Below are 23,356 nucleotides of genomic sequence, written 5' to 3' on the forward strand. Positions count from 1 at the left end.
ATCCCGTGTGCGGGTGGGTCGGCCATGCCGACACCAACGCCGCGATCAACATCAACAACGCCGCAGGGCCTGCGGTGTCAGGACGTGGAGACCTCAGCCTCACCCGGTCTGCGAAGCGTCAACCCCCGCGCGCCGCTCAACCGCGACGCGACGGGAGAACCCTCGGCCTTCCGGCCGGGGAGGAGGTCAAAGGATCGCGTCGATCAGGCCCAGGGGCGGCGAGCCGAGATCGAACAGCGCCTTGTGGAAGCGCTGGAGGCTGAACCCGGCGCCCCACTCGGCCTTCGCCCGCTCCCGCAGGTCCATGATCATCAACTTGCCCCAGGTGTAGCGCCCGTACGTCGGGTCGAACGAGGCCCGCCTGGCCTCCGACAGCGCCGCGGGACCGGCGAGATGCGTGTCGGACTCGAAGCGCCGCGCGCCGTCCTCGACCGTCATCTGACCGGTGTGCACGCCGATCGCGCAGGCCAGCCGGGTGACCCGGATGAGCGCCTCCACCCACACGCCGATCTCGAAACGGGGGTCGTCCGGCGCGAACCCCTCCTCGACGCACAGTTCCTCGGCGTAGTGCGCCCAGCCCTCGATGAACGCCATCGACTGCAGCAGCCTGCGCACCTCGGACGGCGCCCGCCGCAGCGCCCTGGCGTGCGAGAAATGCCCGGGGGCGACCTCGTGCACGTTGATCGCCGGCAGCGTGGTGCTGCTGAAGACCTCCAGCCACTCGGCCTGGTCCTGCTCGGGCCAGGACGGCTCGGGCGGCGTGATGTAGTACCAGGACGGGCCCTCGGGCTCGCCGGGCGAGTTCCACGCCATCATGGCCATCGCCCAGCGGCGTGACTCCGGCGCCAGCCCGACCAGGCATTCGCCGTCGTGGTAGGGCACGAGGTCCTTCTCGCGGGTGAACGCGATGGCCTGCTCCGTGCCGATCCGCGCGGCCTCGATCACGCCGTCGGCGTCGGGGTGGTCCTTGACCAGCTCGCGTACGACGTCGAGGGGCGGCCTGCCGCTCTGCCCCAGCTTGGCGCAGGACTCGGTGAGCAGCGCCGTCAGCCGGTCCCGCTCCGCGTCGGCGCGCTCGGCCAGCCTGCCGAGATCGACCGGCAGCCCCTCACCGGTGCCCATCAGCCGGGCCAGCGCCTGGCCGCCGAGCGCCGCGTCGGGGTCGCCCTCGGTGGTGGCCCGCTCGATGTGGGCGACCAGCCGGGCGTGCGCCTTGAGCGCGGCCTCGTCGTCGATGCCCGCAGCCAGCCCCTTCGCCGCCCCGATCAGGGACTTCGCGACGGGGGCGGGGATCTGATCGAGGGACGCGACCGCCTGGTCGACGGCCTCGGGCCAGAGCGCGAGGTGGGCCGCCTTGGCCGCCGCGCGATCCTCGGCCGAGCCGTAGTCGCGGTCGTAGCCGGCCAGGTCGAGGTTGGACAGGTGGATCAGCGGGTTCTTGCGGTGCAGCTCCAGCTCGGCGAACTGGGTGCGCAGGCTCTCCTCGAACACGCGCAGGTGCCTGGCGTCGTGCTCGTCGTCCGGCGCGGGCCCCTCGCCGAGCCGCGCCAGCCCGGTGCGTACGCCCTCGGGCGACAGGTCCTGGATCTGGCCGTCGTACTCGTGCCTGCCGCCGCCCTCGCGCGCCTCGGCGACGATCAGGTCGGCGACGGCACGCAGCCTGGCGTCAAGTTCTGTCATGCCGCCGACGCTAGCGCACGCCGCCTTCACCACTAAGTACGGATATTTCGCGCTTTAGCGCGAATAAGGGCGTGCGCGGCCTCCCCTGGAATGCCAAGATCATGCCATGGCCCTGCGGATCACGACGCTCGGAGAACGCCCGCAGTTCGCGTCGGCGTTGTGGGACATGGACCACACGTGGCACGAGTTCGTGCTGAACGACCCGTTCGCGGACCTGTTCTACGGCCTCGTCACGACGGTCTACCAGGACTACGTGCTGGTGGCCGACGACTCCGCCGAGCCGGGCCGGCTGGTGGCGCGGGCCTGCATGATCCCGTACGTGGCCGGCGCGGACGCGCTGCCCGACGACGGCTGGGACGGCGTGATCCGCTCCGGCCGGCGGGCCCGTGAGCACGGCCTGCGCCCCGACGCGATCTCGGCCCTGGAGATCACCGTCCGCCGCGACCTGCTCGGCCACGGCCTGTCCGCCCTCATGGTGGCCGCGATGCGCGAGCACGCCGCCCGCCTGGGCCACAGCGAGCTGGTCGCGCCGGTACGCCCCAACCACAAGCACCTCGAACCCCACACCCCCATGGCCGAGTACGCCTTCAGGACCCGCCCCGACGGCCTGCCCTTCGACCCCTGGCTGCGCGTGCACGTACGGGCCGGCGGCCGGATCGTCAAGGTGGCGCCGCGCTCGATGGTCGTGCCGGGCACGCTGGCGGAGTGGCGCGGCTGGACGGGCCTGCCGTTCGACCGGCCGGGACCGGTCGAGGTGCCGGGCGCGCTCAACCCCGTCCACTGCGACCCGGAGCACGACCACGCCGTCTACGTGGAGCCGAACGTCTGGGTCACCCACCCCCTGAGCTGACCCTCCCGAGCCGTCCATCCGGCCGGCCGGACGCTGGGCCGCCCTCACCCGAGCCGCCCTCACACAGGAAGCCCTTGCACGGGCCGATCTCACACCTCCGTACGCTCGCCGGGCGCGAGCAACCGCAGCCCGTCCCCGAACGACGCGAACGCCTTCATGACGTTCTCTCTGCCCTGCGTGAAGTGCGCCCAGTGCTCAAAGTGCAGCGGCACGACGTGACGGGCGCCGAGAACGCGCGCGGCGCTCACCCCGTCCTCGCTCGTCAGCGTCAGGTAACCGTCCACCAGTGGCGTCCTGGCCCCGCCCATGAACAGCAGCGCCACGTCCACCTCCCCGACGCGCTCCGCCACGGACCGTACGACGTCGAGCGAGGCGTTGTCGCCGCTCACGTACACGGTCGGCAGCCCGTCGCCGGAGAGCACGAACCCGGTCACCTCCCCCACCAGGTGCTCGGTCCCGTCGGGCCCGTGCTGCGCCGGCACGCCGGTCACCCGTACGGGGCCGACGTCCACGGATGTCCAGTTGGGCAGGGCCCGTACGGGCTCGCCGACCCGAGCGGCGGCCGAGCCGGTCGACAGGACCAGCGGCACGGTGGACAGGTAGGCCCGGCCGGCCCGGTCGAGGTTGTCCGGATGCTGGTCGTGCGAGAGCAGCACCGCGTCCACCGGCCCCACCTCGTCCGCCCCGAACGCGGGCCCCCGCGTCTTCGTGAGCGCGCGAGCGCCGATCGGGTACTCGCCGGGCCCGTCGAACGTGGGGTCGGTCAGCAGCCGCACCCCGCCGAGCTCCAGCACGGCCGTGGGGCCTCCCGCGTATCGAATCTCCATCATGCCTCCGTTTTCGCTCGCAGCCCGTTGACCACCCGCCACGTGGCCCGGTGGCAGAGTGCGCGGAAGTCGGCCTCGTCCATGCCGATGCGGCCGCTCAGGTACTGCTGCACCAGCCCCTGGACCGACGAGGTGACCGTCATCGCGACCTCCAGCGGGTCGTCCTCGCGCAGGAGACCCGTCCGCATGCCCTCTTCCACCAGCCCCGTGAGGACGCTGAACGGCGGCCCCTGCCCGTCGCGGAAGTCCTCGGGGAAGCGCCGCGCCCCCGCCCACGCGTCCAGGATCAGGAACCGGTACAGGTGCGGGTCGCCGAGCGCGAAGTCGAGGAAGCCGTCGAGCGCCGCCGAGACGCGCTCCTCCAGCCCGCCTGAGGGCGCGTGCCTGATCCACCGCTCGGCCAGGGCGCGGGCGCCGCGGTCGGCGACGGCGCGCAGCAGCGCCTCCCTGCTGGGGTAGTGCCGGTAGATGGCCATGGCGGTGACTCCCACGGCCTGCCCGACGCGCCGCATGCTGACCGCGTCGGCCCCTTCGTCGCGCAGGATGCGCTCGGCCACGGCGACGATGCGCGCGGCCGTCCCCTGTTCGTTCACGTTTACAGCGTAGACAATCCGCTATTTGAGCCTGGCCCGGCGCATCGCCTTGAGCGTGCCCGCCAGCAGGCTGGCCCACTTCTCGTACGTCATCCCCGACGGCGGCTCGAACCCCAGCCAGCCCGCCTGCGAGGCCACGGCCTGGACCTCGGTGTAGCGCAGCAGCCCCTCGGCGCCGTGCCTGCGCCCGAGCCCCGACGCCTTCATCCCGCCCATGGGGACGTCGTAGGAGGCGTACGCGGAGGCGTACCCCTCGTTGATGTTGACCGTGCCGGCCTTGATCCGGGCGGCCAGGCGGCGGGCGCGCGGCAGGTCGGAGCTCCAGATGGACGCGTTCAGGCCGTAGGCGGTGTCGTTGGCCAGCTCGACTGCCTCGTCGTCGGTGGCGAACGGGTAGAGCGCCACCACGGGGCCGAACGTCTCGCCCCGGCACAGATCCATGCCGTCGTGCACGCCGGTGAGCACGGTCGGCTCGTAGAACAGCGGGCCGAGGTCGGGCCTGGCCCGGCCGCCGGTCAGCACCTTCGCGCCCTTGGCCACGGCGTCGTCCACGTGCGCGGCGACCGCGTCGAGCTGGCGGCGTGAGGTGAGCGAGCCCATCTGCACCGACCAGTCATGGCCGGCGCCCAGCTTGAGCGCCGCGGCCTGGGCGGCGAAGCGCTCGGCGAAGGCGTCGAAGACGGACTCGTGCGCGTAGAGGCGCTCGATCGACAGGCAGAGCTGGCCGGCGTTGGTGAAGCAGGCGCGCAGCGCGCCCTGGACGGCCACGTCGAGGTCGGCGTCCTCCAGCACCAGCATGGGGTTCTTGCCGCCGAGCTCCAGCGAGCAGCCGATGAGCCGCTTGGCCGCCTCCTCGGCGATCTTCCTGCCGCCCCGGGTGGAGCCGGTGAAGCCCACGTAGTCGGCGTGGTCGAGCAGCGCGTCGCCGATCTCGGCCGGCTCGCCGAGCACGACCTGCCAGATCTCGCGCGGCAGGCCCAGCTCGGCCAGCAGGTCGATGGTCCAGAGCGTGGACAGGGTGGTCTGGGTGTCCGGCTTGTGCACGATCGCGTTGCCGGCCAGCAGCGCGGGCAGCGCGTCGGTGACGCCCAGCGCGAGCGGGTAGTTCCACGGGGTGATCAGCGCGACCACGCCCTTGGGCCGGCGCAGCTCCGTCACGCGGGTGGCCATAGGGAAGATGCCCTTGCGGGCGCGCGGGGCGAGCAGGCGGGGCGCGCGGCGGGCGTAGTAGAGGCTGCAGCCCGCGACGTCGAGCACCTCCTCGAAGGCGTGCTTGCGGGCCTTGCCTGTCTCGTTCTGGACGATGTCGAGGATCTCGTCCCTGCGGTCGAGGATCGCGTCGTGCAGGAGCAGGAACGGTCTCGCCCTTTCCGCGGCCGATCTGCCGGCCCAGTCGAGCTGGGCGGTCCTGGCTCGCTCGTACGCCACCCGTACGTCCTCGGCATCCGAAATGGGCAGCTCAGCGAGGGTTTCGCCGGTAAATGGGGCGATGATGGGCCTTGTCCTACCAGTGGACGTCACCTTCATGGCAGAAGGATATTCGGTTACCCTACCCACGGGTAGTTTTTGCGGAAGCCCGCGCGGGGGCCAGAATCCCTACATGGCATCCTTCGCTCCGCTCCGATCCGGAGATCCACAGCGGCTCGGGGGCATGGAGCTTCTCGGCCGGCTCGGCGAGGGCGGTCAAGGCGTCGTCTACCTCGCCAAAGATCATTCTGGCGCCAACGTGGCGGTCAAGTGGCTGCGGCCCGACCTGTCCGGTGACCAGGTGAGCGTGGAGAGGTTCCTGCGCGAGGTCCAGGTGGCCCAGCAGGTGGCGCCGTTCTGCACCGCCGCCGTGCTGGGCACAGGGGTGGAGCAGGACCGGCCGTACATCGTCAGCGAGTTCATTGAGGGCCCCTCCTTACACCGGGTCGTGCAGGAGGAGGGGCCGCGCACCGGCTCCGTCCTGCACCGGCTGGCCATCGGCACGGCCACCGCCCTGGCGGCCATCCACCAGGCCGGCATCGTGCACCGCGACTTCAAGCCCGCCAACGTGATCATCGGCACCGACGGGCCGCGGGTGATCGACTTCGGCATCGCGCGGGCGCTCAACGCCACCGCCACGATCAGCGGCACGGTCGTGGGCACGCCGTCGTACATGCCGCCCGAGCAGATCATGGGAAGCACCGTCGGGCCGGCCGCGGACATGTTCTCGTGGGGCAGCGCGATGGTCTTCGCCGCCTCGGGGCGGGCGCCGTTCGGCAGCGACACCATGCCCGCGGTGATCAACCGGGTGCTCAACCAGCAGCCCGACCTGGGCGCGCTGGAGGAGGGCCCGCTGCGTGACGTCGTGGTCGCCTGCCTGGCCAAGGACCCGGCGCAGCGGCCCACGGCCGAGCAGGTCATCATGCGGCTGCTGCACCAGCCGGCGGCCAACAACGGCATGCTGGCGCAGGGCGCGGCCGAGGCCCACTTCCCGCCCTCCAGCGGCCCCCAGGGGCCGCCCTCGAACGGGCCGCACAGCTACCAGGGCCCGCCGTCCGGCGGCCCCCACAGCCACCAGGGGGTGCCGTCCAGCGCCTCGTACGGCCATCAGGGGCCACCCTCAGGACCCCCGTACGGGCCCCCGTCCGGACTTTCGTACGGTCCCCCCTCCGGCGTTCCTTACGGTCCTCCCTCGCCGACGGTCTCCGGCCGCCACCCCCAGCACGTGCCGACGTACGGCGCCCAGCAGGGCGGCTACCCCCAGCCGCCGCGCAAGAGCAAGGGCCCGCTGGTCGCCGGCATCACGGTGGCCGTCGCGCTGCTGCTGCTCGCCGGCGTGGTCGTGGTCATCCAGATCGACAAGTCCTCACTGGCCGGCCCCACCACGTCGGCCTCCCCGTCCAGGACGAGGAGCACGACCCGGGCGCCGAGCCCCTCGGCCACGCAGGTGGGGGTGCCGCGTACCGGCACCAGACGAACCCTCCCCGGCGGGTCGATCTCCCTCTACGAGAACCCCGGCGACGCCATCGTGCTGACCTCGTACGAGATCCAGAAGGGCGACGACTGGATCGACTACGCCAGAGGGTCGTTGCGCGGAACGTTCAAGAAATATGAGGAGAACTGGGAGTCGATGGTCTCCCCCGACGGCCACCTGCTGGCCTCCAGGGGCAGGAGCTACAGCTCCGACGACTACGACTTCATCGTCATCACCGACCGGCGCAACAACCGGCGCACCACGGTCAAGACCGTCAAAGAGCCGCTGATCAGCAGCATCAGGGGCTGGTCGAAAGACGGCTCCAGGATCTTGCTGAACATCGAGAAGAAGAGCGGCGACGACTGGCTCTACCTGGGCTTCGTCGTCATCGAGGTGTCCAGCGAGTCCGCCGACGTGGTCAACGTCTCCGACACCTCCATCCGGCAGACCGCCTTCGGTTTCGACGGCGACGACAAGGGCACGGTCAACGTCACCGGCGACGAGAAGAACCTCGACCTGCGCTTCTTCGACACCGAGGGCAAGGCTACCCGCACCCTGAAGGGCATCGGCACGCTGTCCGCCGGCACGCAGGACATCTTCTCCCCCTCCGGCAAGGCGTTCGTCACCAACTGCCCCGGCGGCGGCGACGGCGACCACTGCGTCTGGGACACCGCCACCGGCGAGCGCCTGCAGAAGTTCGTCTCCGACTGCGACAAGGTCCTCGGCTTCTACGACGAGGAGCACCTGTTCTGCTGGGAGCAGGACAACGCGACCGACGACGAGATCCAGGTCGTCGACTTCAACGGCAAGCTGATCCGCAAGATGCTCGAAGTGCCCGACAAGCTCAACTTCAGCCCCGCCTTCACCTTCAACCTGAGCAGGGGCTCCTGAACCATCCCGGCCGCGCAGCCGTGATGAGGGCATGAAGACGATGATCCGCACGGCAGTGACCGCCGCGGCACTCGCGGCGGTCACGGCCGCCTGCACCTCCTCGACGGGAGGGACCAGGAACCCGCCGCCCGTGCGGGCGGACCTCGGCGCCGTCCGTCTGGTGGCCTACAGCAGCTGTGACGACCTGCTGGCCGGCCTGCGCGAGCAGGCCGGCAAGAACGTCAGCCCGTACGGGTTCGGCGGCGCCATGCCCATGATGGCCATCGCCGAGGACGCCAGGAGGAGCGTGCCCCAGGGGAAGTCGGCGCCCGACCACTCCACCACGAACGTGCACGAATCCGGCGTGGACGAGCCCGACCTGGTCAAGACCGACGGCAACCGGGTCATCACGGTCACCGACGGCACCCTGCGGATCATCAACACGGCCACCAGGAAGATCACCTCGTCGCTCAAGCTGACCGAGCACGACGGCCCCGGCATCCCGTCCGACCTGCTGATCTCCGGGGACCGCGCGCTGGTGCTCATGCGCGGCGGCGACATCATGTACAAGACGGCCAGGCCCATGGGGCCGCCCAGCGACACCCGCTACGTGGTGGTCGACCTGTCGGGCGAGCCCAAGGTGCTGAGCACGATCAAGCCGCAGGGCTCGTACGTGGACGCCAGGATGGTCGGCTCCACCGTGCGGCTCGTCACCCGCAGCCAGCCGGACGTCACCTTCCCCGAGCCCAAGGGCGAGGCCACCGAGGCCGAGCGCCTCAAGGCGAACCAGGCCGCGATCCGGCAGGCGCCGGCGGAGGCGTGGCTGCCGAAGATCGAGATCACGGACGCGTCCGGCGCCGTCACCAAGAGCACCGTCCCGTGCGAGCGGGTCAGCCATCCGGCCGACTACACCGGCACCTCGATGCTGACCGTGCACACCATCGACCTGGCTCAGGGCGTCACGGCGGCGGGCACCGACCCGATCGTGCTGGCCGCCGACGGCGACATCGTCTACGGGACCGGGCAGAGCCTGTACGTGGCCAGCAACCCGCGCTGGTGGTTCCCCGTACGCCCGCTGCCGATCGAGGAGCCCCCTTCCCCCGCCACCACCCCGCCCGCGACGGCTTCGACCCCGGCAGACTCGACCCCGGCTGACTCCCCGATCGCTCCGGCCGAGGAGCCCACCCCGACCGACCCCAGCGTCCCCGTCTCCCCGAAGCCCAGCACCTCCACGCCCAGCACCCCCGCACCCAGCACCACCGCGCCCAGTACCTCGACGCCCGCCCCGGACGAGCCCAGTACCGCCGCGTCCACCGAGCCGGTGCCGACGCCCACGGCGCCGCCCGAGGAGACCGAGGTGCACCGGTTCGACATCACCGCCCCGGGCGCGCCCGCCTACGTGGCCTCGGGCAAGGTGCCGGGCCGCCTGCTGAACCAGTACGCGCTCTCCGAGTACGACGGCCACCTCCGCATCGCCACCACCCGCGACCCCGGCGACGGCAAGTCCAGTTCCAGCGCCGTCTACGTGCTCAAGTCGGACACCATGGCCAAGGTCGGCGAGGTCGGCGGCCTGGGCAAGGGCGAGCGCATCTACTCGGTCAGGTTCATCGGCCCGGTCGGCTACTGCGTCACGTTCCGCCAGGTTGACCCGCTCTACACGCTGGACCTGCGCGACCCGGCGGCGCCCAAGGTGACCGGTGAGCTGAAGATCACGGGCTACTCGGCGTACCTGCATCCCGGCGCCGAGGGCCGGCTGATCGGCATCGGCCAGGAGGCCAGCGAGAAGGGCAGGACACTCGGCACACAGGTCTCGCTGTTCGACGTCAGCGACCCGGCCGGCCCGCGCCGGCTGTCGCAGCTGTTCCAGAAGGACTCGGGCTCGGGGGCCGAGTGGGACCCGCACGCGTTCCTGTACTGGCCGAAGACCGGCCTGTCGGTGATCCCGCTGACGCAAATGGAGGAGTCGGGCGCGCTCGTGCTCAAGATCGAGGACTCGGGCGTGCGGAAAGTCGGCATGATCAAGCATCCGACGCAGCGTCAGGAGGGCGGTTACGCCTACCAGCCGGGGATCCAGCGCTCACTGATCATCGGCGACTCGCTGTGGACGCTTTCGTACGAGGGCGTGCAGGTCAACGACATGACCACGCTCGCCGCACAATCCTGGATCCCACTCCGTTAAGCAATCAATGGGTGCCGATTCGTAGCGAATCGGCACCTTTTTTATGGACATATCCCGACATCTGATGAAAGCTTTACTAACACAGTCATGTCGGACCAGGGGTCCGCGTCAGGGCGGACTCGCGGTCCACGACCCCAGAAAGGGGCCCACGCTGCCATGCGAACACGCACCCCCCTGCTCGCATCGCTCGTCAGCGCGCTGGCGTTACTCGCCGCGCCGCTCCCGGTCTCTGCCGCCACAGCGGCTCCGGACGGCACGTACATCGTCCAGCTCAACCCCGCGATGCGCGCCCCCCACGGCGTCGCGACCGACCAGGTGTCACAGGCCGGCGGCGAGCTCGTCGGCGTGTACGAGCACGCGTTCAAGGGCTACACCGCCCGCCTGAGCGCGGCGGCCGCCGAGAAGCTCAAGCAGAACCCGAACGTGCTCAGCGTGGAGCCCGACGCCGAGGTCAAGGCGTTCGTCCAGACCGTGCCCACCGGCGTCCGCCGCATCTTCGGCCCGAACAACCCCAACCTGGACATCGACGGGGTCGACGACGTCCGCATCGACGTTGACGTGGCCGTCGTGGACACCGGCGTCGACAACACCCACCCCGACCTGAACGTGGTCGCGCGGGCCAACTGCCAGACCGGCGTCTGCGTCAACAACTCGGGCGTGGACGACAACGGCCACGGCTCGCACGTCGCGGGCACGGTCGGCGCCCTCGACAACACCATCGGCCCGGTGGGCGTCGCGCCCGGCGCCCGCATCCACGGCGTCAAGGTGCTCAACGCGGCCGGCTCCGGCACCCTGTCCGGCATCGCCGCGGGCCTCAACTGGGTGGTGGCGCGCGCGTCCACCATCGAGGTGATCAACCTGAGCCTGGGCTGCAGCGGCTGTTCGAGCAGCGCGATCAGCACGGCGATCACGAACGCGGTCAACGCCGGCATCGTCGTCGTGGTGGCCGCGGGCAACAGCCACGCCAACACCTCGGGCTTCTTCCCGGCCAACCACCCCGACGTGGTCACCGTCTCGGCGCTGACCGACAACGACGGCCTGGCCGGCGGAACCGGAGGCAGCACGCTGTCCTGCCGCAGCGAGACCGACCTGGACGACACGTCCGCGTTCTACTCGAACTTCGGCTCGACCGTGGAGATCACCGCGCCCGGCACCTGCATCTACTCGACCTACATGCGTGGCGGCTACGCCACGATCAGCGGCACCTCGATGGCCAGCCCGCACGTGGCGGGCGCGGCCGGCCTGCTCACCTCGGGCGCCAACAAGCCGACCAACCGGACGGGATCGCTGGCGGTGCGCAGCGCGCTGATCTCGACCGGCAACGGCAACTGGACCGACGACTCGGGCGACGGCGTCAAGGAGCCGCTGCTCGACGTGCACGACGCGACGCGCTACCCCCCGTCGTGAACTGACCGGAGAACCATCCTGGAATGGGCGGTCCGCGGACCCCGCAGCGCCGCGGGCCGCCCCTCCCCGGGAAGCACTTGCCGGGTCGGATCAGGCCGGATCAGGTCACATCGGCTCCGGTGCGACGACGGGGACGATCTCAGGGGCGCCCAGCCGGATCGCGTCGGCCTCGTGGTCGGAGTCCTGCTCCTGCGAGCGCCGCTCGGCCTCGACCCGCTTCGTGTAGTACTCGACCTCTCTCTTGACCTGCTCGCCGTCCCAGCCGAGCGGCCCGGCCAGCAGCTCTGCGGCCTCCTGGGCCACCGCCACCCCGCGGTGGAAGGTCTCGATGGAGATGCGCGTGCGGCGGGTCAGCACGTCGTTGAGGTGACGGGCGCCCTCGTGGGTGGCGGCGTAGACGATCTCGGCCCGCAGGTAGTCGTCGGCCCCGGACAGCGGCCGGCCCAGCGACGGATCGTCGTCGATCAGGCTCAGCAGCTCGTCGATCAGCGAGCCGTAGCGCTGGAGCAGGTGCTCGATCCTGGCCACGTGCAGCCCGGATTCGTGGGCGATGCGATGCCTGGAGTTCCACAGCGCCTGGTAGCCCTCGGCGCCCACGAGCGGGATGCGGTCGGTGCACGATCGCGGCACCCGCTGGTCGAGGCCGTGGGCCACGGCGTCGACCGCGTCCTTGGCCATCACCCGGTAGGTCGTGTATTTGCCGCCGGCGATCATCACCAGCCCCGGCACGGGATGGGCCACCACGTGCTCCCTCGACAGCTTCGAGGTCTCGTCGGACTCGCCCGACAGCAGCGGTCGCAGCCCCGCGTAGACGCCCTCGACGTCGTCACGGCTGAGCGGCACCGACAGCACGGCGTTGACGTGGTCGAGCAGGTAGTCGATGTCGGTGCGAGAGGCGGCGGGATGGCTCTTGTCGAGCGTCCACTCCGTGTCGGTGGTGCCGACGATCCAGTGTCGGCCCCACGGGATCACGAAGAGCACGGACTTCTCCGTGCGCAGGATGATGCCGGTCAGCGAGTGGATGCGGTCGCGCGGCACGACGAGGTGGATGCCCTTGGAGGCGCGGACGTGGATCTGGCCGCGCCCGCCGACCAGCTCCTGGATGTCGTCGGTCCACACCCCGGTGGCGTTGACGACCTGCCGGGCCCGCACCTCGAACTCCTCGGCGGACTCCAGGTCGCGCACGCGCACGCCGGTGACCCGCTCGCCCTCGCGCAGGAATCCCACGACCTGCGCCCTCGGCATGACGTGCGCGCCGTAGGTGACCGCCGTGCGCAGGATGGTCATCACGTAGCGGGCGTCGTCGACCTGGGCGTCCCAGTATTGGATGGCACCGGTGAAGGCGGACTTCTTCAGCGCGGGAGACAGCCGCAGCGCCCGCGACCTGGACAGGTGGCGGTGGCCTGGCACGCCCCTGGTCACGCCGGTCGCGAAGCCCAGCGTGTCGTAGAGCGCCACGCCCGCGCCCACGTAGGGGCGCTCCCAGGCGTAGTGGGTCAGCGGGAACAGGAACGGCACCGGCCTGACCAGGTGGGGCGCGATGCGCTGGAGCAGCAGTGCCCGCTCCTGGAGCGCCTCGCGGACGAGCTCGAAGTTGAGCTGCTCCAGGTAGCGCAGGCCGCCGTGGATGAGCTTGGACGAGCGCGAAGACGTGCCGGAGGCGAAGTCACGGGCCTCGACCAGGCCCACGTCGAGGCCGCGGGTGGCCGCGTCGAGCGCGATGCCCGCGCCCACGACGCCGCCGCCGACCACGACCACGTCGAGCTCCTCGGCCGTCATGCGCTCCAGCGCCTCGGCCCGCTCGGCGGGCCCGAGCCGGGCCGCGCTTCTTCCCGACGTCATAACTCCCCCTGACACGGCATTGTCGCCTTGCGTCCCAGTACCTACCCGCCCGAAGCCGGACCAGTAACGCGAGGGCCGATCAGCCCCTGGCGTAACGGAACACGTCCGAGGGGCCACTCAGGCTCTGATCACCTTCACCCCGGCGTCCGCCAGCTCGTTCGCCAGCGTGTCGGACAGCTGGGCGTCGGTGACGAGCGTGTCGATCCTGGCGATCGGGCAGATCCGGGAGAAGGCCCGCTTGCCCACCTTGGAGGAGTCGGCCACCACCACGACCTGGGCGGCCCGGCTGATCAGCAGGTTGTTGACGCTGGCCTCGCCCTCGTGGTGGGCCGAGGCGCCCAGCGAGACGTCGAGCGCGTCCACGCCCAGGAAGGCCACGTCGAGCGTCACCTGCTCCAGCACGCCGCCGGCCAGTGGCCCGATGAGCTCGTAGGACTGCTGCCTGGCCACCCCGCCGGTGACCACGATCTTGACGTGCTGCCGGACGGTGAGCTCGGCGGCGATGTTGAGCGCGTTCGTGACGATCGTGAAGCCGCTCTCCAGGGTGGACCGGGTGGCGAGGACGCGCGCCAGCTCGGAGGTGGTCGTGCCGCCGTTGAGCCCGATCACCGCCCCCGGCGTCACCAGTTCGGCCGCGGCGGCGGCGATGCGGTGTTTCTCGTCGGCGTGCCTGGCCGTCTTGTAGCGCAGCGGCAGGTCGTAGCTCACGCTCTGGGCGACGGCGCCGCCGCGCGTGCGCATGAGCATCTGCTGCTGGGCGAGCTGGTCGAAGTCCCGCCTGATCGTCGCCGTGGAGACGTCGAGCGCCTGGGCGGCCTCCTCCACCGACAGCCTTCCCTCCTGCGCCAGCAGTTCGAGGATGGCGTTCCAGCGGTCGTAGCGGGACACGTAGGCCTCCCTGAGGGACGAGGTCAGGAGCAAGCGTGACACAAGCTGGGACGCCAGGGCTATCGGTGTTCATTTCTGCTCTCTCCTGATATAAAAAAAGCAGAAACAATCAATCTCGCGGAGGTAAGCGGTGACCAGCCACACCGAGGCCGAGATCGCGTCCCAGCCGTCGTGCTGGCGCCGCGCCGTCGCCGGTGTTCCCGCCGACGCGCTCCCGCGGCCGGGTGAGCGGGTCGCCGTCGTCGGCTGCGGCACGTCGTGGTTCGTCGCGATGGCGTACGCGGTGCTGCGCGAGCAGGCCGGGCACGGCGAGACCGACGCGTTCGCCGCCTCGGAGTTCCCCACCGGCCGCCGCTACGACCGCATCCTGGCCCTGTCGCGCTCGGGCACCACGACCGAGGTCCTCGACCTGCTGGCCAAGACCTCCACCAGGTCCACGGCCATCACGGCCGACCCCGGCACGCCGATCATGTCGGCCGCCGACGAGGTCGTCGTGCTCGACTACGCCGACGAGCGCTCGGTCGTGCAGACCAGGTTCGCCACTACGCAGCTCGCCATGCTCCGCGCCGGCCTGGGCGAGGACCTGACCCGGGCGGTCGCCGACGCCGAGGAGGCGGTGGCCGCGCCGTTGCCCGCCGAGCTGGTCGACGCCGAGCAGTTCAGCTTCCTCGGCACCGGCTGGTCGGTGGGCCTGGCCCAGGAGGCCGCGCTGAAGATGCGCGAGGCGTCCCGCTCGTGGACGGAGGCGTACCCGGCGATGGAATACCGGCACGGCCCGATCAGCATCGCCGCGCCCGGGCGCGTGACGTGGATGCTCGGCGCCGCCCCTGAGGGGCTGCGGGAGCAGGTCGAGGCCACCGGCGCGACGTTCTTCGAGAGCACGCTCGACCCGATGGCCGAGCTGATCCGCACCCAGCGGGTGGCCGTGGCGCGGGCCTTCGCGCGCGGGCTCGACCCCGACGAGCCCATGCACCTCACGCGATCTGTGATCCTTTCTCCATGAGCCTTACTCTTGCCGACGCCAGGATCGTGACCCCCGAGGGAGTGCACGAGGGGTGGCTGACCATAGAAGATGGCCGCATCACGCATGTCGGCCACGGATCCGCCCCGGGTTCGGGCCTCAGTGTGGGCGGGCGGCACGTCGTGCCCGGCTTCGTCGACCTGCACAACCACGGAGGCGCGGGCGGCTCTTTCCCCACCGGCGAGCAGGACAAGGCGCGTGACGCCGTGGCGCTGCACCGCCGCCACGGCACCACCACCACCGTGGGCAGCCTGGTCACCGACTCGATCGAGGGCCTGACCAGGGCGGCGGCGTCGCTGGCCGAGCTGTGCGAAGAGGGGTTGCTGGCCGGCATCCATCTGGAGGGCCCCTACATCTCCATGGCGCGCTGCGGGGCGCACGATCCCGCGCTGCTGCGCGAGCCGTCGCCGCAGGAGCTGACCGGGCTGGTCAAGGCCGGGCGCGGCCACATCCGCATGCTGACCATCGCGCCCGAGCTGCCCGGCGCGCTCGACACGATCAGAACGGCCGTGGCCGAGGGCGTCATCGCCGCCATCGGCCACAGCGACGCCGACTACGACAAGACGATCGAGGGCATCGAGGCCGGCGCCACCGTGGCCACCCACCTGTACAACGCGATGCCGCCGCTCGGCCACCGCGCCCCGGGGCCCGTGGCGGCGCTGCTCGACGACGAACGGGTGACGGTCGAGCTGGTCAACGACGGGGTGCACGTCCATGCGGCCATGCTGCGGCTGGCGTACGAGGTGGCCGGGCCCGGCAGGACCGTGCTGATCACGGACGCGATGTCGGCCACCGGCCTCGGCGACGGCGACTACGCCCTGGGCTCGATGCGGGTGCACGTGCGCGACGGCGTGGCGCGCCTGGCCGAGGGCGGCTCGATCGCCGGCTCCACGCTCACCATGGACGTGGCCTTCCGGCGCGGCGTCCAGGAGGTGGGCATGTCGCTGCCCGACGCGGTTCAGGTGGCCTCGCTCACGCCCGCGCGCGTGCTGGGCCTGGCCGACCGGATCGGCTCGATCGCCGTCGGCAAGGCGGCCGACCTGGTGGTGTTGTCGGATTCCCTGGAGGTGGACGGCGTGATGAAGGACGGCCTCTGGATCACGGAGCCCTGAATGATCCTCACGGTGACGCTCAACCTCGCGCTCGACGTGACCTATCAGGTGCCCGGTGTCGACTGGGACGGGGTCAACCGGGTCAGCGCCGTGCACCGGCGGGCGGGCGGCAAGGGGGTCAACGTGGCCAGGGTGCTGGCGGCGCTCGGCCGCGACGTGCTGGTCACGGGCCTGGCGGGCGGGCCCACCGGGGAGGCGGTCGAGGCCGACCTGCGTGCGGCGGGCTTGCCCGCCGCGCTCCACCCCATCGCCGGCGACTCCCGCACCACCCTGACGGTCTCCGACCTCCCCGCCCCGGGAACGACACCGCCCGCCCCCGGCGGGCCAGGAGCCGCGCCCGCCCTCGGCGGGCCAGGAGCCGCCGATGACAGCTCGCGGACTGCGCTGTTCAACGAGCCCGGGCCCGAGGTGACGGCCGTGGAGCTGGCCGGGTTCCTGCGGCACTTCGCGTCGCTGCTCGACGCCGCCGACGCCGTGGTGCTCTCGGGCAGCCTGCCGCGCGGCGTCCCTGCCGACACCTACGCGACCCTGGCCGCGGTCGCGGACGGCAAGGGCGTGCCCGCCATCGTGGACGCCGACGGCGACCCCCTGCGCCACGCCCCGAAGGGCCGGCCCGCCATCGTCAAGCCCAACGCGGAGGAACTGGCCAGGGCGGTGCCCGGCGGCGGCCCCGCCGAGGGCGCGAGGGCGCTGCGCGGGCAGGGCGCGCAGGCCGTGGTCGTGTCCATGGGCGCGGATGGGCTGCTGGCCGTGACCGGTGAGGGTACGTTCAGGGCACGGATGCCGTACACCGTGCGCGGCAACCCCACGGGAGCGGGCGACTCGCTGGTGGCCGGGCTGGCGCTGGGCCTGGTCGAGGCGGATCCCTGGCCGGACCGGCTCAGGCGCGCCGCCGCGCTCGGCGCGGCGGCCGTGGCCACACCCGTGGCCGGCGACTTCGACCCCGACGTGTACGCCGACATACACCCCCAGATCATCATCACGTAAGGAGCCATCCATGCCCCTCGCCAGCATCGGCGACATCGTCAGCCAGTCACCCGCTGGGGTGGGCGCGTTCAACGTGATCCAGCTGGAGCACGCCACCGCGATCGTCACCGGCGCCGAGGCACTCGCGCTGCCGGTCGTGCTGCAGATCAGCGAGAACTGCGTGCGTTACCACGGCGCCCTGGAGCCGATCGCGCTCGCCTGCCTCGCCGTGGCCAGGAGCGCCGACGTCCCGGTGGCCGTGCACCTCGACCACGCCACCGACCGCGCGCTCGTCGAGGAGGCGGTCGGGCTGGGCCTGGGCTCGGTCATGTACGACGCATCGGCCCTGCCCGACGAGGCGAACGTGACCGCCACGGCCGAGGTCGCAGCCTGGTGCCACGAGCGCGGCGTCTGGGTGGAGGCCGAACTGGGCGAGGTCGGGGGCAAGGACGGCGTGCACGCGCCCGGCGCCAGGACCAAGCCGCACGAGGCGGTCGACTACGTGGCCAGGACCGGCGTGGACGCGCTGGCGGTGGCGGTCGGCACCTCCCACGCCATGACCACCAAGGACGCGGTGCTGGACCTGGAGCTCATCGCCGAGCTGCGGGCGGCCGTGCCGGTGCCGCTGGTGCTGCACGGATCGTCGGGGGTGCCGGACGACGTGCTGCGCGAGGCCGTACGGCAGGGCATGAAGAAGATCAACATCGCGACCCACCTGAACAAGGCGTTCACCGGGGCCGTACGCGACTACCTGGCGCACGACGAGCGGGTGGTCGACTCCCGCAAATACCTCAAAGCGGGGCGAGACGCGGTGGCCCGCGAAGTCACGCACCTGCTGGGCGTCCTGACAGGCTGACCGGCCGACGCGCTGGGCGGCAGGCGGGAGCCCCGCGCCCAAGATCGGCGTCACGACTCCAGGATGGCGAGAACCCGTTCGACCTGCCGCTCGAACGTCCCCGGCGGGTTGCGCGGGCTCTCGTGGGAGAGCAGGAAGAACCAGGTGAGCGCGTGCGCCCTGCGGCACTCCCGCAGCCGCCGCTCCTCCTGCGGGCTCAGCTCGAACCTGCGCGCGATCTCCACCTCCCCGTCCACCCACATCGACACGTGCTCGGCCAGCTCCGCCAGCTCGAACGCCACGTCGCTGCGCCCTGAGTCCTCGAAGTCGACGACGCGCACGCGGGTGCCGTCCCACAGGAAGTTCGCCAGGTTGCCGTCACCCGCCCCGAACGCGGGCCTGACCCCCGACTCGCCCGGCGACCAGCTCTCCAGCCACCGCTGCCCCTCCTTGACGGCCCGGTCGGCCAGTGGCTCGCGCGGTTGCCAGGCCGCGCACCGCCGCAGCACCCAGTCGACGAGCGCCTCGCGCTGCCAGGGCCGTACGGGCAGAGCGCGCAGGACATGGTCGGGCACGGCGGCGTGCAGCTCGGTGAGGGCCGCGGCCATGGCCGCGACGTGCACGTCCCTGGCCAGCAGCCCGCGCAGCGGCGCGCCGTCGATCTTCGACATGGTCACGACGCCGTCCTCGTACGCGATCGGCTCGGGCGCCAGGCCGGGAGCGTGCTCGGCCAGCAGCGTCAGCGCCCGCCACTCGCGCTCGGCGGCGCCGGGCTTGCCGTCCACGTAGCGCTTGCTGACGCGGTCGCCGTCGTAGACGAGCTCGTGCGTGTGCTGAAGATCGGCCATTTCCGCATGCTAGGGCACCAGTCGCTCGACGGCGCTGGTCACGAGCCTGGCGATCTCCTCTTCCCCGAACACGTCGGGCAGCGTGAGCCGCTCGACGACCAGCCAGTTCATCGCCAGGTAGAGCAGCACCACGGTGTCGGCGTCGCCCGGCAGCCCCGAGTCGAGGTGGTGGCGGATGTTGGCCTCGACGTCGGCCCTGATGTGCTCGGTCAGCACGGCGCGCAGCTCGGGCCGCCTGGTGGCCTCCAGCCGCAGCTCCAGCAGGGCCAGGTAGCCGGATCTGAACGACGAGACCCGGTCCACCACCTCCTGGATCAGCACGGCGACCCGGTCGCGGTCGCGCGGCCCGCTGAGGCTGTCGGCCACCGTCGCCGCGTCGGGCTGCAGCCGCTCGTAGATCCGGCCGCCGGCCTGCGTGAGCAGGTCGTCGCGGCTGGCGAAGTAGTTGGAGGCGGTCCCGGTGGGGACCCGCGCCTGCGCGTCCACCGCCCTGAACGTCAGCCCGCGCGCGCCCTCCCTGGCCAGCACCTCGATCGCGGCATCGACCAGCGCCGCCCGCCGGGCCACATTCTGTCTGACCACCTTGACACCACTCCATCTGTAGTACTACGGTCAAACCACTTCAGTCATAGTACTTCAAACGGAGTTGGTTTGGATGCGAAAGCTCGTCTACTACATCGCCACCTCGATCGACGGCTACATCGCCGGCCCTGAGGGCGAGTACGACTTCTATCCCCTGGCCGACGACATGGCGGCCTACCTCAACGGCGAATACCCGGAGACCGTCCCCACCCACATCCGCGCCCACGTCGGCCTCGACGCGCCGAACAAGACCTTCGACACCGTCATCATGGGCCGCGGCTCCTACGAGCCGGGGCTGGCCGCCGGCGTCACCAGCCCGTACGCGCACCTGCGGCAGTACGTCGTCTCCAGCACCATCAAGAGCATCGACGATCCGGCCGTGGAGCTCGTCCCCGACGACCCGCTCGGTCTCGTACGCCGGCTCAAGCGGGAGGACGGCCTGAACATCTACCTGTGCGGCGGCGGCAACCTGGCCGCCCAGCTCCTGCCCGAGATCGACGAGCTGATCGTCAAGTGCTATCCGGTGGTGGCGGGGGCGGGCATCCCGGCCTTCCACGGCGGGTTCGCCCCGACCACGTTCACCCTGACCGGCACCCGCACGTTCAGCAACGGCGCCGTCCTGACGACCTACACCCGCGCCGCCTCCGCCGGGTGAGGCCCCTACTCGCCGGCTTCGAGCCGGCGGGCCATGGACTCCACGGCGCGCTTGGCGACGACCAGCAAGGCTCCGGTCGCCTCGCGGTAGGTCTTGATGGCCCTGATCATCTTGCCGTCACGCAAGGATTCCATGGCAGGAAACCCTACGCCACCGTACGAAAACGGGCCGCCCCTCACCAGGAGGAGCGGCCCGGAGTAGCGGATCTCAGCGCTGGATGGGCGCGACCACGACCTCGACCCGCTGGAACTCCTTGATGTCGGAGTAGCCGGTGGACGCCATGGTCCGCTTGAGCGCGCCCATGAGGTTCATCGACCCGTCGGCGACGCTGGAGGGCCCGTGCAGGATCTGCTCCAGCGTCCCCACCGTCCCGAAGCCGACCCGGCGCCCGCGCGGCAGGTCGGGGTGGTGTGCCTCGGACCCCCAGTGGAACCCGTGTCCGGGCGCCTCGGCGGCGCGGGCCAGCGGCGAGCCGACCATGACGGCGTCCGCGCCGCAGGCGATGGCCTTGGCGATGTCGCCGGAGGTGCCCATGCCGCCGTCGGCGATGACGTGCACGTAGCGCCCGCCTGACTCGTCCATGTAGTCGCGCCGGGCCGCGGCGACGTCGGAGATCGCGGTGGCCATCGGCACGGCCACGCCCAGCACCGTGCGTGTCGTGTGCGAGGCGCCTCCGCCGAAGCCCACCAGCACGCCGGCCGCGCCGGTGCGCATGAGGTGGAGGGCGGCGGTGTAGGTGGCGCAGCCGCCGACGATGACCGGCACGTCGAGCTCGTAGATGAACTGCTTGAGGTTGAGCGGCTCGGCTCGCCCCGACACGTGCTCGGCGGAGACCGTCGTGCCGCGGATGACGAAGATGTCGACGCCGGCGTCGATCACGGCCTTGTGGTATTGGACCGTGCGTTGCGGCGACAGGCGCACGGCGGTGGTCACACCGGAGGCGCGGATCTCCTCGATCCTGCGGCCGATCAGCTCTTCCTGAATCGGCGCCGCGTAGATCTCCTGCAGCCGCTTGGTGGCCGCCGCCTGGTCGAGGGCGGAGCACTCCTCCAGCAGCGGCAGCGGGTCCTCGTAGCGCGTCCAGAGCCCTTCGAGGTCGAGCGGGGCCAGGCCGCCGAGCCGGCCGATCTCGATGGCGGTCGCCGGGGAGACCACGCTGTCCATAGGAGCGACGAGCACGGGCAGCTCGAACCGGTAGGCGTCGATCTGCCAGGCGATCGAGACCTCCTCCGGGTCGCGGGTGCGCCGCGAGGGCACCAGGCCGATCTCGTCAAGCGAGTACGCCCGGCGCCCGGTCTTCCCCCGGCCGATCTCCACCTGCTGAGTCATGACTTACCTTCTGTGATAGTTCGGAGCTTCCACGGTCATCTGGATGTCGTGGGGGTGGCTCTCCTTGAGTCCCGCCGCCGTGATCGGCATGAGCTCGCAGTCGGTGTGCATCTGCGGGATCGTCCGGCAGCCCGCGTACCACATGCCCTGGCGCAGCCCGCCGACGAGCTGGTGGGCCACGGCCGCGACCGGGCCGCGGTAGGGGACCTGGCCCTCGATGCCCTCGGGGATGTATTTGTCCTCGCCGCCGACGTCCGCCTGGGCGTAGCGGTCCTTGCTGAAGGAGGTGCCGCCGCGCTCGCGGTTGCGTACGGCGCCGAGCGAGCCCATGCCCCGGTACGACTTGAACTGCTTGCCGTTGATGAAGATCAGCTCGCCTGGCGACTCCTCACAGCCGGCCAGCAGCGAGCCCAGCATGACCGTGTCGGCCCCGGCGGCGATGGCCTTGACGATGTCGCCGGAGTATTGCAGGCCGCCGTCGCCGATCACCGGCACCCCGGCGGGCGCGCACGCCTTGGACGCCTCGTAGATGGCCGTGACCTGCGGCGCGCCGACCCCGGCCACCACGCGGGTGGTGCAGATCGAGCCCGGGCCCACGCCCACCTTGACCGCGTCGGCGCCCGCGTCGACCAGCATCTGGGCGCCCGCCCTGGTCGCGATGTTGCCGCCGATGACCTGCACCTTGCTGTTGGCCTTGACCTTGGCGATCATGTCGGCCAGCCCCTTGGAGTGACCGTGGGCCACGTCGACGACCACCACGTCGACCCCGGCCTCGATGAGCGCCTTGGCGCGCAGCTCGGCGTCGCCGCCCACGCCCACGGCCGCGCCGACGATGAGCCGGCCGTCGGCGTCCTTGGTGGACAGCGGGTACTGCTCGCTCTTGGTGAAGTCCTTCACGGTGATCAGGCCGCGCAGCCTGCCCTCGCCGTCGACGAGCGGCAGCTTCTCGATCTTGTTCTGCCTGAGCAGGGCGAACGCGTCGTCACGCGACACCCCGACCGGGGCGGTGACCAGCGGCATCTTGGTCATGACCTCGCGCACGGGCCGCGACTGGTCGGTCTCGAAGCGCATGTCGCGGTTGGTCACGATGCCGACCAGCGTGCCCGACATGTCGGTCACGGGCACCCCGGAGATCCGGTACGTCGCGCAGAGCCGCTCGACGTCGGCCAGCGTGTCGTCGGGGCTGCACGTCACCGGGTTGGTGACCATGCCGGCCTCGGACCGCTTGACCAGGTCGGCCTGCTGGGCCTGCTCCTCGACCGAGAGGTTGCGGTGCAGGATGCCGATGCCGCCCTGCCTGGCCATGGCGACGGCCATGCGGGCCTCGGTCACGGTGTCCATCGCGGCGGAGATCAGCGGGATGGACAGCGTGATGTCCCTGGACAGCCGGGACCGGGTGTCGGCCTCCCCTGGCTGCAGGTCGGAATAACCCGGCACCAGCAGCACATCGTCGAAGGTCAGACCTGTCTCGGTGAACTTGGACATGCTGCGGCCCCTCCTGCCGTTGCGCTGAATGAGCCAAGTCTAGGGCCTGCCTCCAAAACAGCCCGCACGGCCTCACCGCTCACCCCGGAACCTCGGCGCGGGTGTCCGTGTCCACCAGCGGAGCACCCCCACAGAACCCCGGCACGGGCCTCCATATCCACCGGCGTGCCGCACGCAACCTCGGCGCGGTGACCCCGAACGAGGATGATGCCGGGAGCACAACGGGCCCCCACGGTCCGTCGTACTCCCGGCATCATCGAAGTGCCGGGGGATGGGACGGTCGGTGATCCGTCCCATCCCCCGGCCACCGGCATCCGGGAGCGGCAGCGCCACACACCACCGAACCCCCCTCCGCGTCCTGATGGCCGGAGCTGCCGCGCCCTGCCTGGATGCCGACGCTAGGTAAAGAATGCGTTACTCACCGGCACATTGCAATGTGCAAACGT

Annotated in this window: 20 protein-coding genes; 9 read left to right on the top strand and 11 right to left on the bottom strand. The window is 71.2% G+C overall.

Annotated features, from left to right (window positions below; all coding sequences use genetic code 11):
- Positions 1 to 186 precede the first annotated feature (186 nt).
- Positions 187 to 1,680 (bottom strand): DUF885 family protein, encoded by a 1,494-nt coding sequence (locus AB0C27_RS53160; protein WP_357862452.1) that lies wholly within the window; start codon positions 1,678 to 1,680, stop codon positions 187 to 189.
- A 106-nt stretch (positions 1,681 to 1,786) separates the two neighbouring features.
- On the opposite strand from AB0C27_RS53160, the gene AB0C27_RS53165 reads away from it, so the two are divergent.
- Positions 1,787 to 2,530 (top strand): N-acetyltransferase, encoded by a 744-nt coding sequence (locus tag AB0C27_RS53165; protein ID WP_357862454.1) that lies wholly within the window; start codon positions 1,787 to 1,789, stop codon positions 2,528 to 2,530.
- A gap of 89 nt (positions 2,531 to 2,619) precedes the next feature.
- Here AB0C27_RS53165 and AB0C27_RS53170 read toward each other — a convergent pair whose 3' ends face one another.
- Genes AB0C27_RS53170 through AB0C27_RS53180 form a run of 3 tightly spaced genes read right to left on the bottom strand, consistent with a single transcriptional unit; the run spans position 2,620 to position 5,477 of the window.
- Complete coding sequence (locus tag AB0C27_RS53170; protein ID WP_357862456.1) at positions 2,620 to 3,360, bottom strand: MBL fold metallo-hydrolase; 741 nt, start codon at positions 3,358 to 3,360, stop codon at positions 2,620 to 2,622.
- Positions 3,357 to 3,950: a TetR/AcrR family transcriptional regulator gene (locus tag AB0C27_RS53175; RefSeq protein ID WP_357862457.1), complete on the bottom strand. Its 594-nt coding sequence runs from the start codon at positions 3,948 to 3,950 to the stop codon at positions 3,357 to 3,359. The genes AB0C27_RS53170 and AB0C27_RS53175 overlap by 4 nt, the downstream gene beginning before the upstream one ends.
- Positions 3,951 to 3,971: 21 nt before the next feature.
- Positions 3,972 to 5,477 (bottom strand): succinic semialdehyde dehydrogenase, encoded by a 1,506-nt coding sequence (locus AB0C27_RS53180; RefSeq protein ID WP_357862459.1) that lies wholly within the window; start codon positions 5,475 to 5,477, stop codon positions 3,972 to 3,974.
- Positions 5,478 to 5,550: 73 nt separating this feature from the next.
- On the opposite strand from AB0C27_RS53180, the gene AB0C27_RS53185 reads away from it, so the two are divergent.
- The 3 genes from AB0C27_RS53185 (at position 5,551) to AB0C27_RS53195 (ending at position 11,347) form a co-directional block, all read left to right on the top strand.
- Complete coding sequence (locus AB0C27_RS53185; protein WP_357862461.1) at positions 5,551 to 7,782, top strand: protein kinase; 2,232 nt, start codon at positions 5,551 to 5,553, stop codon at positions 7,780 to 7,782.
- A gap of 31 nt (positions 7,783 to 7,813) precedes the next feature.
- Positions 7,814 to 9,940 carry a beta-propeller domain-containing protein gene (locus AB0C27_RS53190; protein ID WP_357862463.1) on the top strand — a complete coding sequence of 709 codons (2,127 nt, stop codon included), beginning with the start codon at positions 7,814 to 7,816 and terminating at the stop codon, positions 9,938 to 9,940.
- A 156-nt stretch (positions 9,941 to 10,096) separates the two neighbouring features.
- Positions 10,097 to 11,347, top strand: coding sequence for a S8 family serine peptidase (locus tag AB0C27_RS53195; protein ID WP_357862465.1), 1,251 nt, complete (start codon positions 10,097 to 10,099; stop codon positions 11,345 to 11,347).
- A gap of 105 nt (positions 11,348 to 11,452) precedes the next feature.
- On the opposite strand, the gene AB0C27_RS53200 is transcribed toward AB0C27_RS53195, so the two are convergent.
- Positions 11,453 to 13,189, bottom strand: coding sequence for a glycerol-3-phosphate dehydrogenase/oxidase (locus AB0C27_RS53200; RefSeq protein ID WP_357862467.1), 1,737 nt, complete (start codon positions 13,187 to 13,189; stop codon positions 11,453 to 11,455).
- A 117-nt stretch (positions 13,190 to 13,306) separates the two neighbouring features.
- On the bottom strand, positions 13,307 to 14,077 hold the full coding sequence (locus tag AB0C27_RS53205) for a DeoR/GlpR family DNA-binding transcription regulator (RefSeq protein ID WP_346110105.1): 771 nt from the start codon (positions 14,075 to 14,077) through the stop codon (positions 13,307 to 13,309).
- Between the two features lie 130 nt (positions 14,078 to 14,207).
- Here AB0C27_RS53205 and AB0C27_RS53210 point away from each other — a divergent pair, with 130 nt between their 5' ends.
- From AB0C27_RS53210 to AB0C27_RS53225, 4 genes are read left to right on the top strand one after another with little or no spacing between them, the layout of a single operon-like run.
- The gene (locus tag AB0C27_RS53210; protein ID WP_357862469.1) at positions 14,208 to 15,080 is read left to right on the top strand and encodes a sugar isomerase; all 873 of its coding nucleotides are present in this window, start codon (positions 14,208 to 14,210) and stop codon (positions 15,078 to 15,080) included.
- The gene (gene nagA, locus AB0C27_RS53215; protein ID WP_357862471.1) at positions 15,077 to 16,210 is read left to right on the top strand and encodes an N-acetylglucosamine-6-phosphate deacetylase; all 1,134 of its coding nucleotides are present in this window, start codon (positions 15,077 to 15,079) and stop codon (positions 16,208 to 16,210) included. The genes AB0C27_RS53210 and nagA overlap by 4 nt, the downstream gene beginning before the upstream one ends.
- A complete protein-coding gene (locus AB0C27_RS53220; RefSeq protein WP_357862473.1) occupies positions 16,211 to 17,197 on the top strand; it encodes a 1-phosphofructokinase family hexose kinase in 987 nt (328 codons plus the stop codon).
- A gap of 10 nt (positions 17,198 to 17,207) precedes the next feature.
- On the top strand, positions 17,208 to 18,032 hold the full coding sequence (locus AB0C27_RS53225) for a class II fructose-bisphosphate aldolase (RefSeq protein ID WP_357862475.1): 825 nt from the start codon (positions 17,208 to 17,210) through the stop codon (positions 18,030 to 18,032).
- 50 nt (positions 18,033 to 18,082) lie between these two features.
- Here AB0C27_RS53225 and AB0C27_RS53230 read toward each other — a convergent pair whose 3' ends face one another.
- Positions 18,083 to 18,859 (bottom strand): aminoglycoside phosphotransferase family protein, encoded by a 777-nt coding sequence (locus tag AB0C27_RS53230; RefSeq protein WP_357862477.1) that lies wholly within the window; start codon positions 18,857 to 18,859, stop codon positions 18,083 to 18,085.
- A 9-nt stretch (positions 18,860 to 18,868) separates the two neighbouring features.
- Positions 18,869 to 19,441: a TetR family transcriptional regulator gene (locus AB0C27_RS53235; RefSeq protein WP_357862479.1), complete on the bottom strand. Its 573-nt coding sequence runs from the start codon at positions 19,439 to 19,441 to the stop codon at positions 18,869 to 18,871.
- Positions 19,442 to 19,514: 73 nt separating this feature from the next.
- Between AB0C27_RS53235 and AB0C27_RS53240 the strand changes: the two genes are divergently transcribed.
- On the top strand, positions 19,515 to 20,096 hold the full coding sequence (locus AB0C27_RS53240; RefSeq protein ID WP_357862481.1) for a dihydrofolate reductase family protein: 582 nt from the start codon (positions 19,515 to 19,517) through the stop codon (positions 20,094 to 20,096).
- Positions 20,097 to 20,101: 5 nt separating this feature from the next.
- On the opposite strand, the gene AB0C27_RS53245 is transcribed toward AB0C27_RS53240, so the two are convergent.
- The 3 genes from AB0C27_RS53245 to guaB form a co-directional block, all read right to left on the bottom strand.
- Positions 20,102 to 20,230 carry a hypothetical protein gene (locus AB0C27_RS53245; protein ID WP_357862482.1) on the bottom strand — a complete coding sequence of 43 codons (129 nt, stop codon included), beginning with the start codon at positions 20,228 to 20,230 and terminating at the stop codon, positions 20,102 to 20,104.
- 73 nt (positions 20,231 to 20,303) lie between these two features.
- Positions 20,304 to 21,425: a GuaB3 family IMP dehydrogenase-related protein gene (locus tag AB0C27_RS53250; protein WP_346110096.1), complete on the bottom strand. Its 1,122-nt coding sequence runs from the start codon at positions 21,423 to 21,425 to the stop codon at positions 20,304 to 20,306.
- 3 nt (positions 21,426 to 21,428) lie between these two features.
- Positions 21,429 to 22,910: an IMP dehydrogenase gene (guaB, locus tag AB0C27_RS53255; protein ID WP_357862485.1), complete on the bottom strand. Its 1,482-nt coding sequence runs from the start codon at positions 22,908 to 22,910 to the stop codon at positions 21,429 to 21,431.
- Positions 22,911 to 23,356 lie beyond the last annotated feature (446 nt).

Origin of the sequence: Nonomuraea sp. NPDC048882, assembly GCF_040649755.1 — a bacterium.
Classification (GTDB): Bacteria; Actinomycetota; Actinomycetes; order Streptosporangiales; family Streptosporangiaceae; genus Nonomuraea; species Nonomuraea maheshkhaliensis.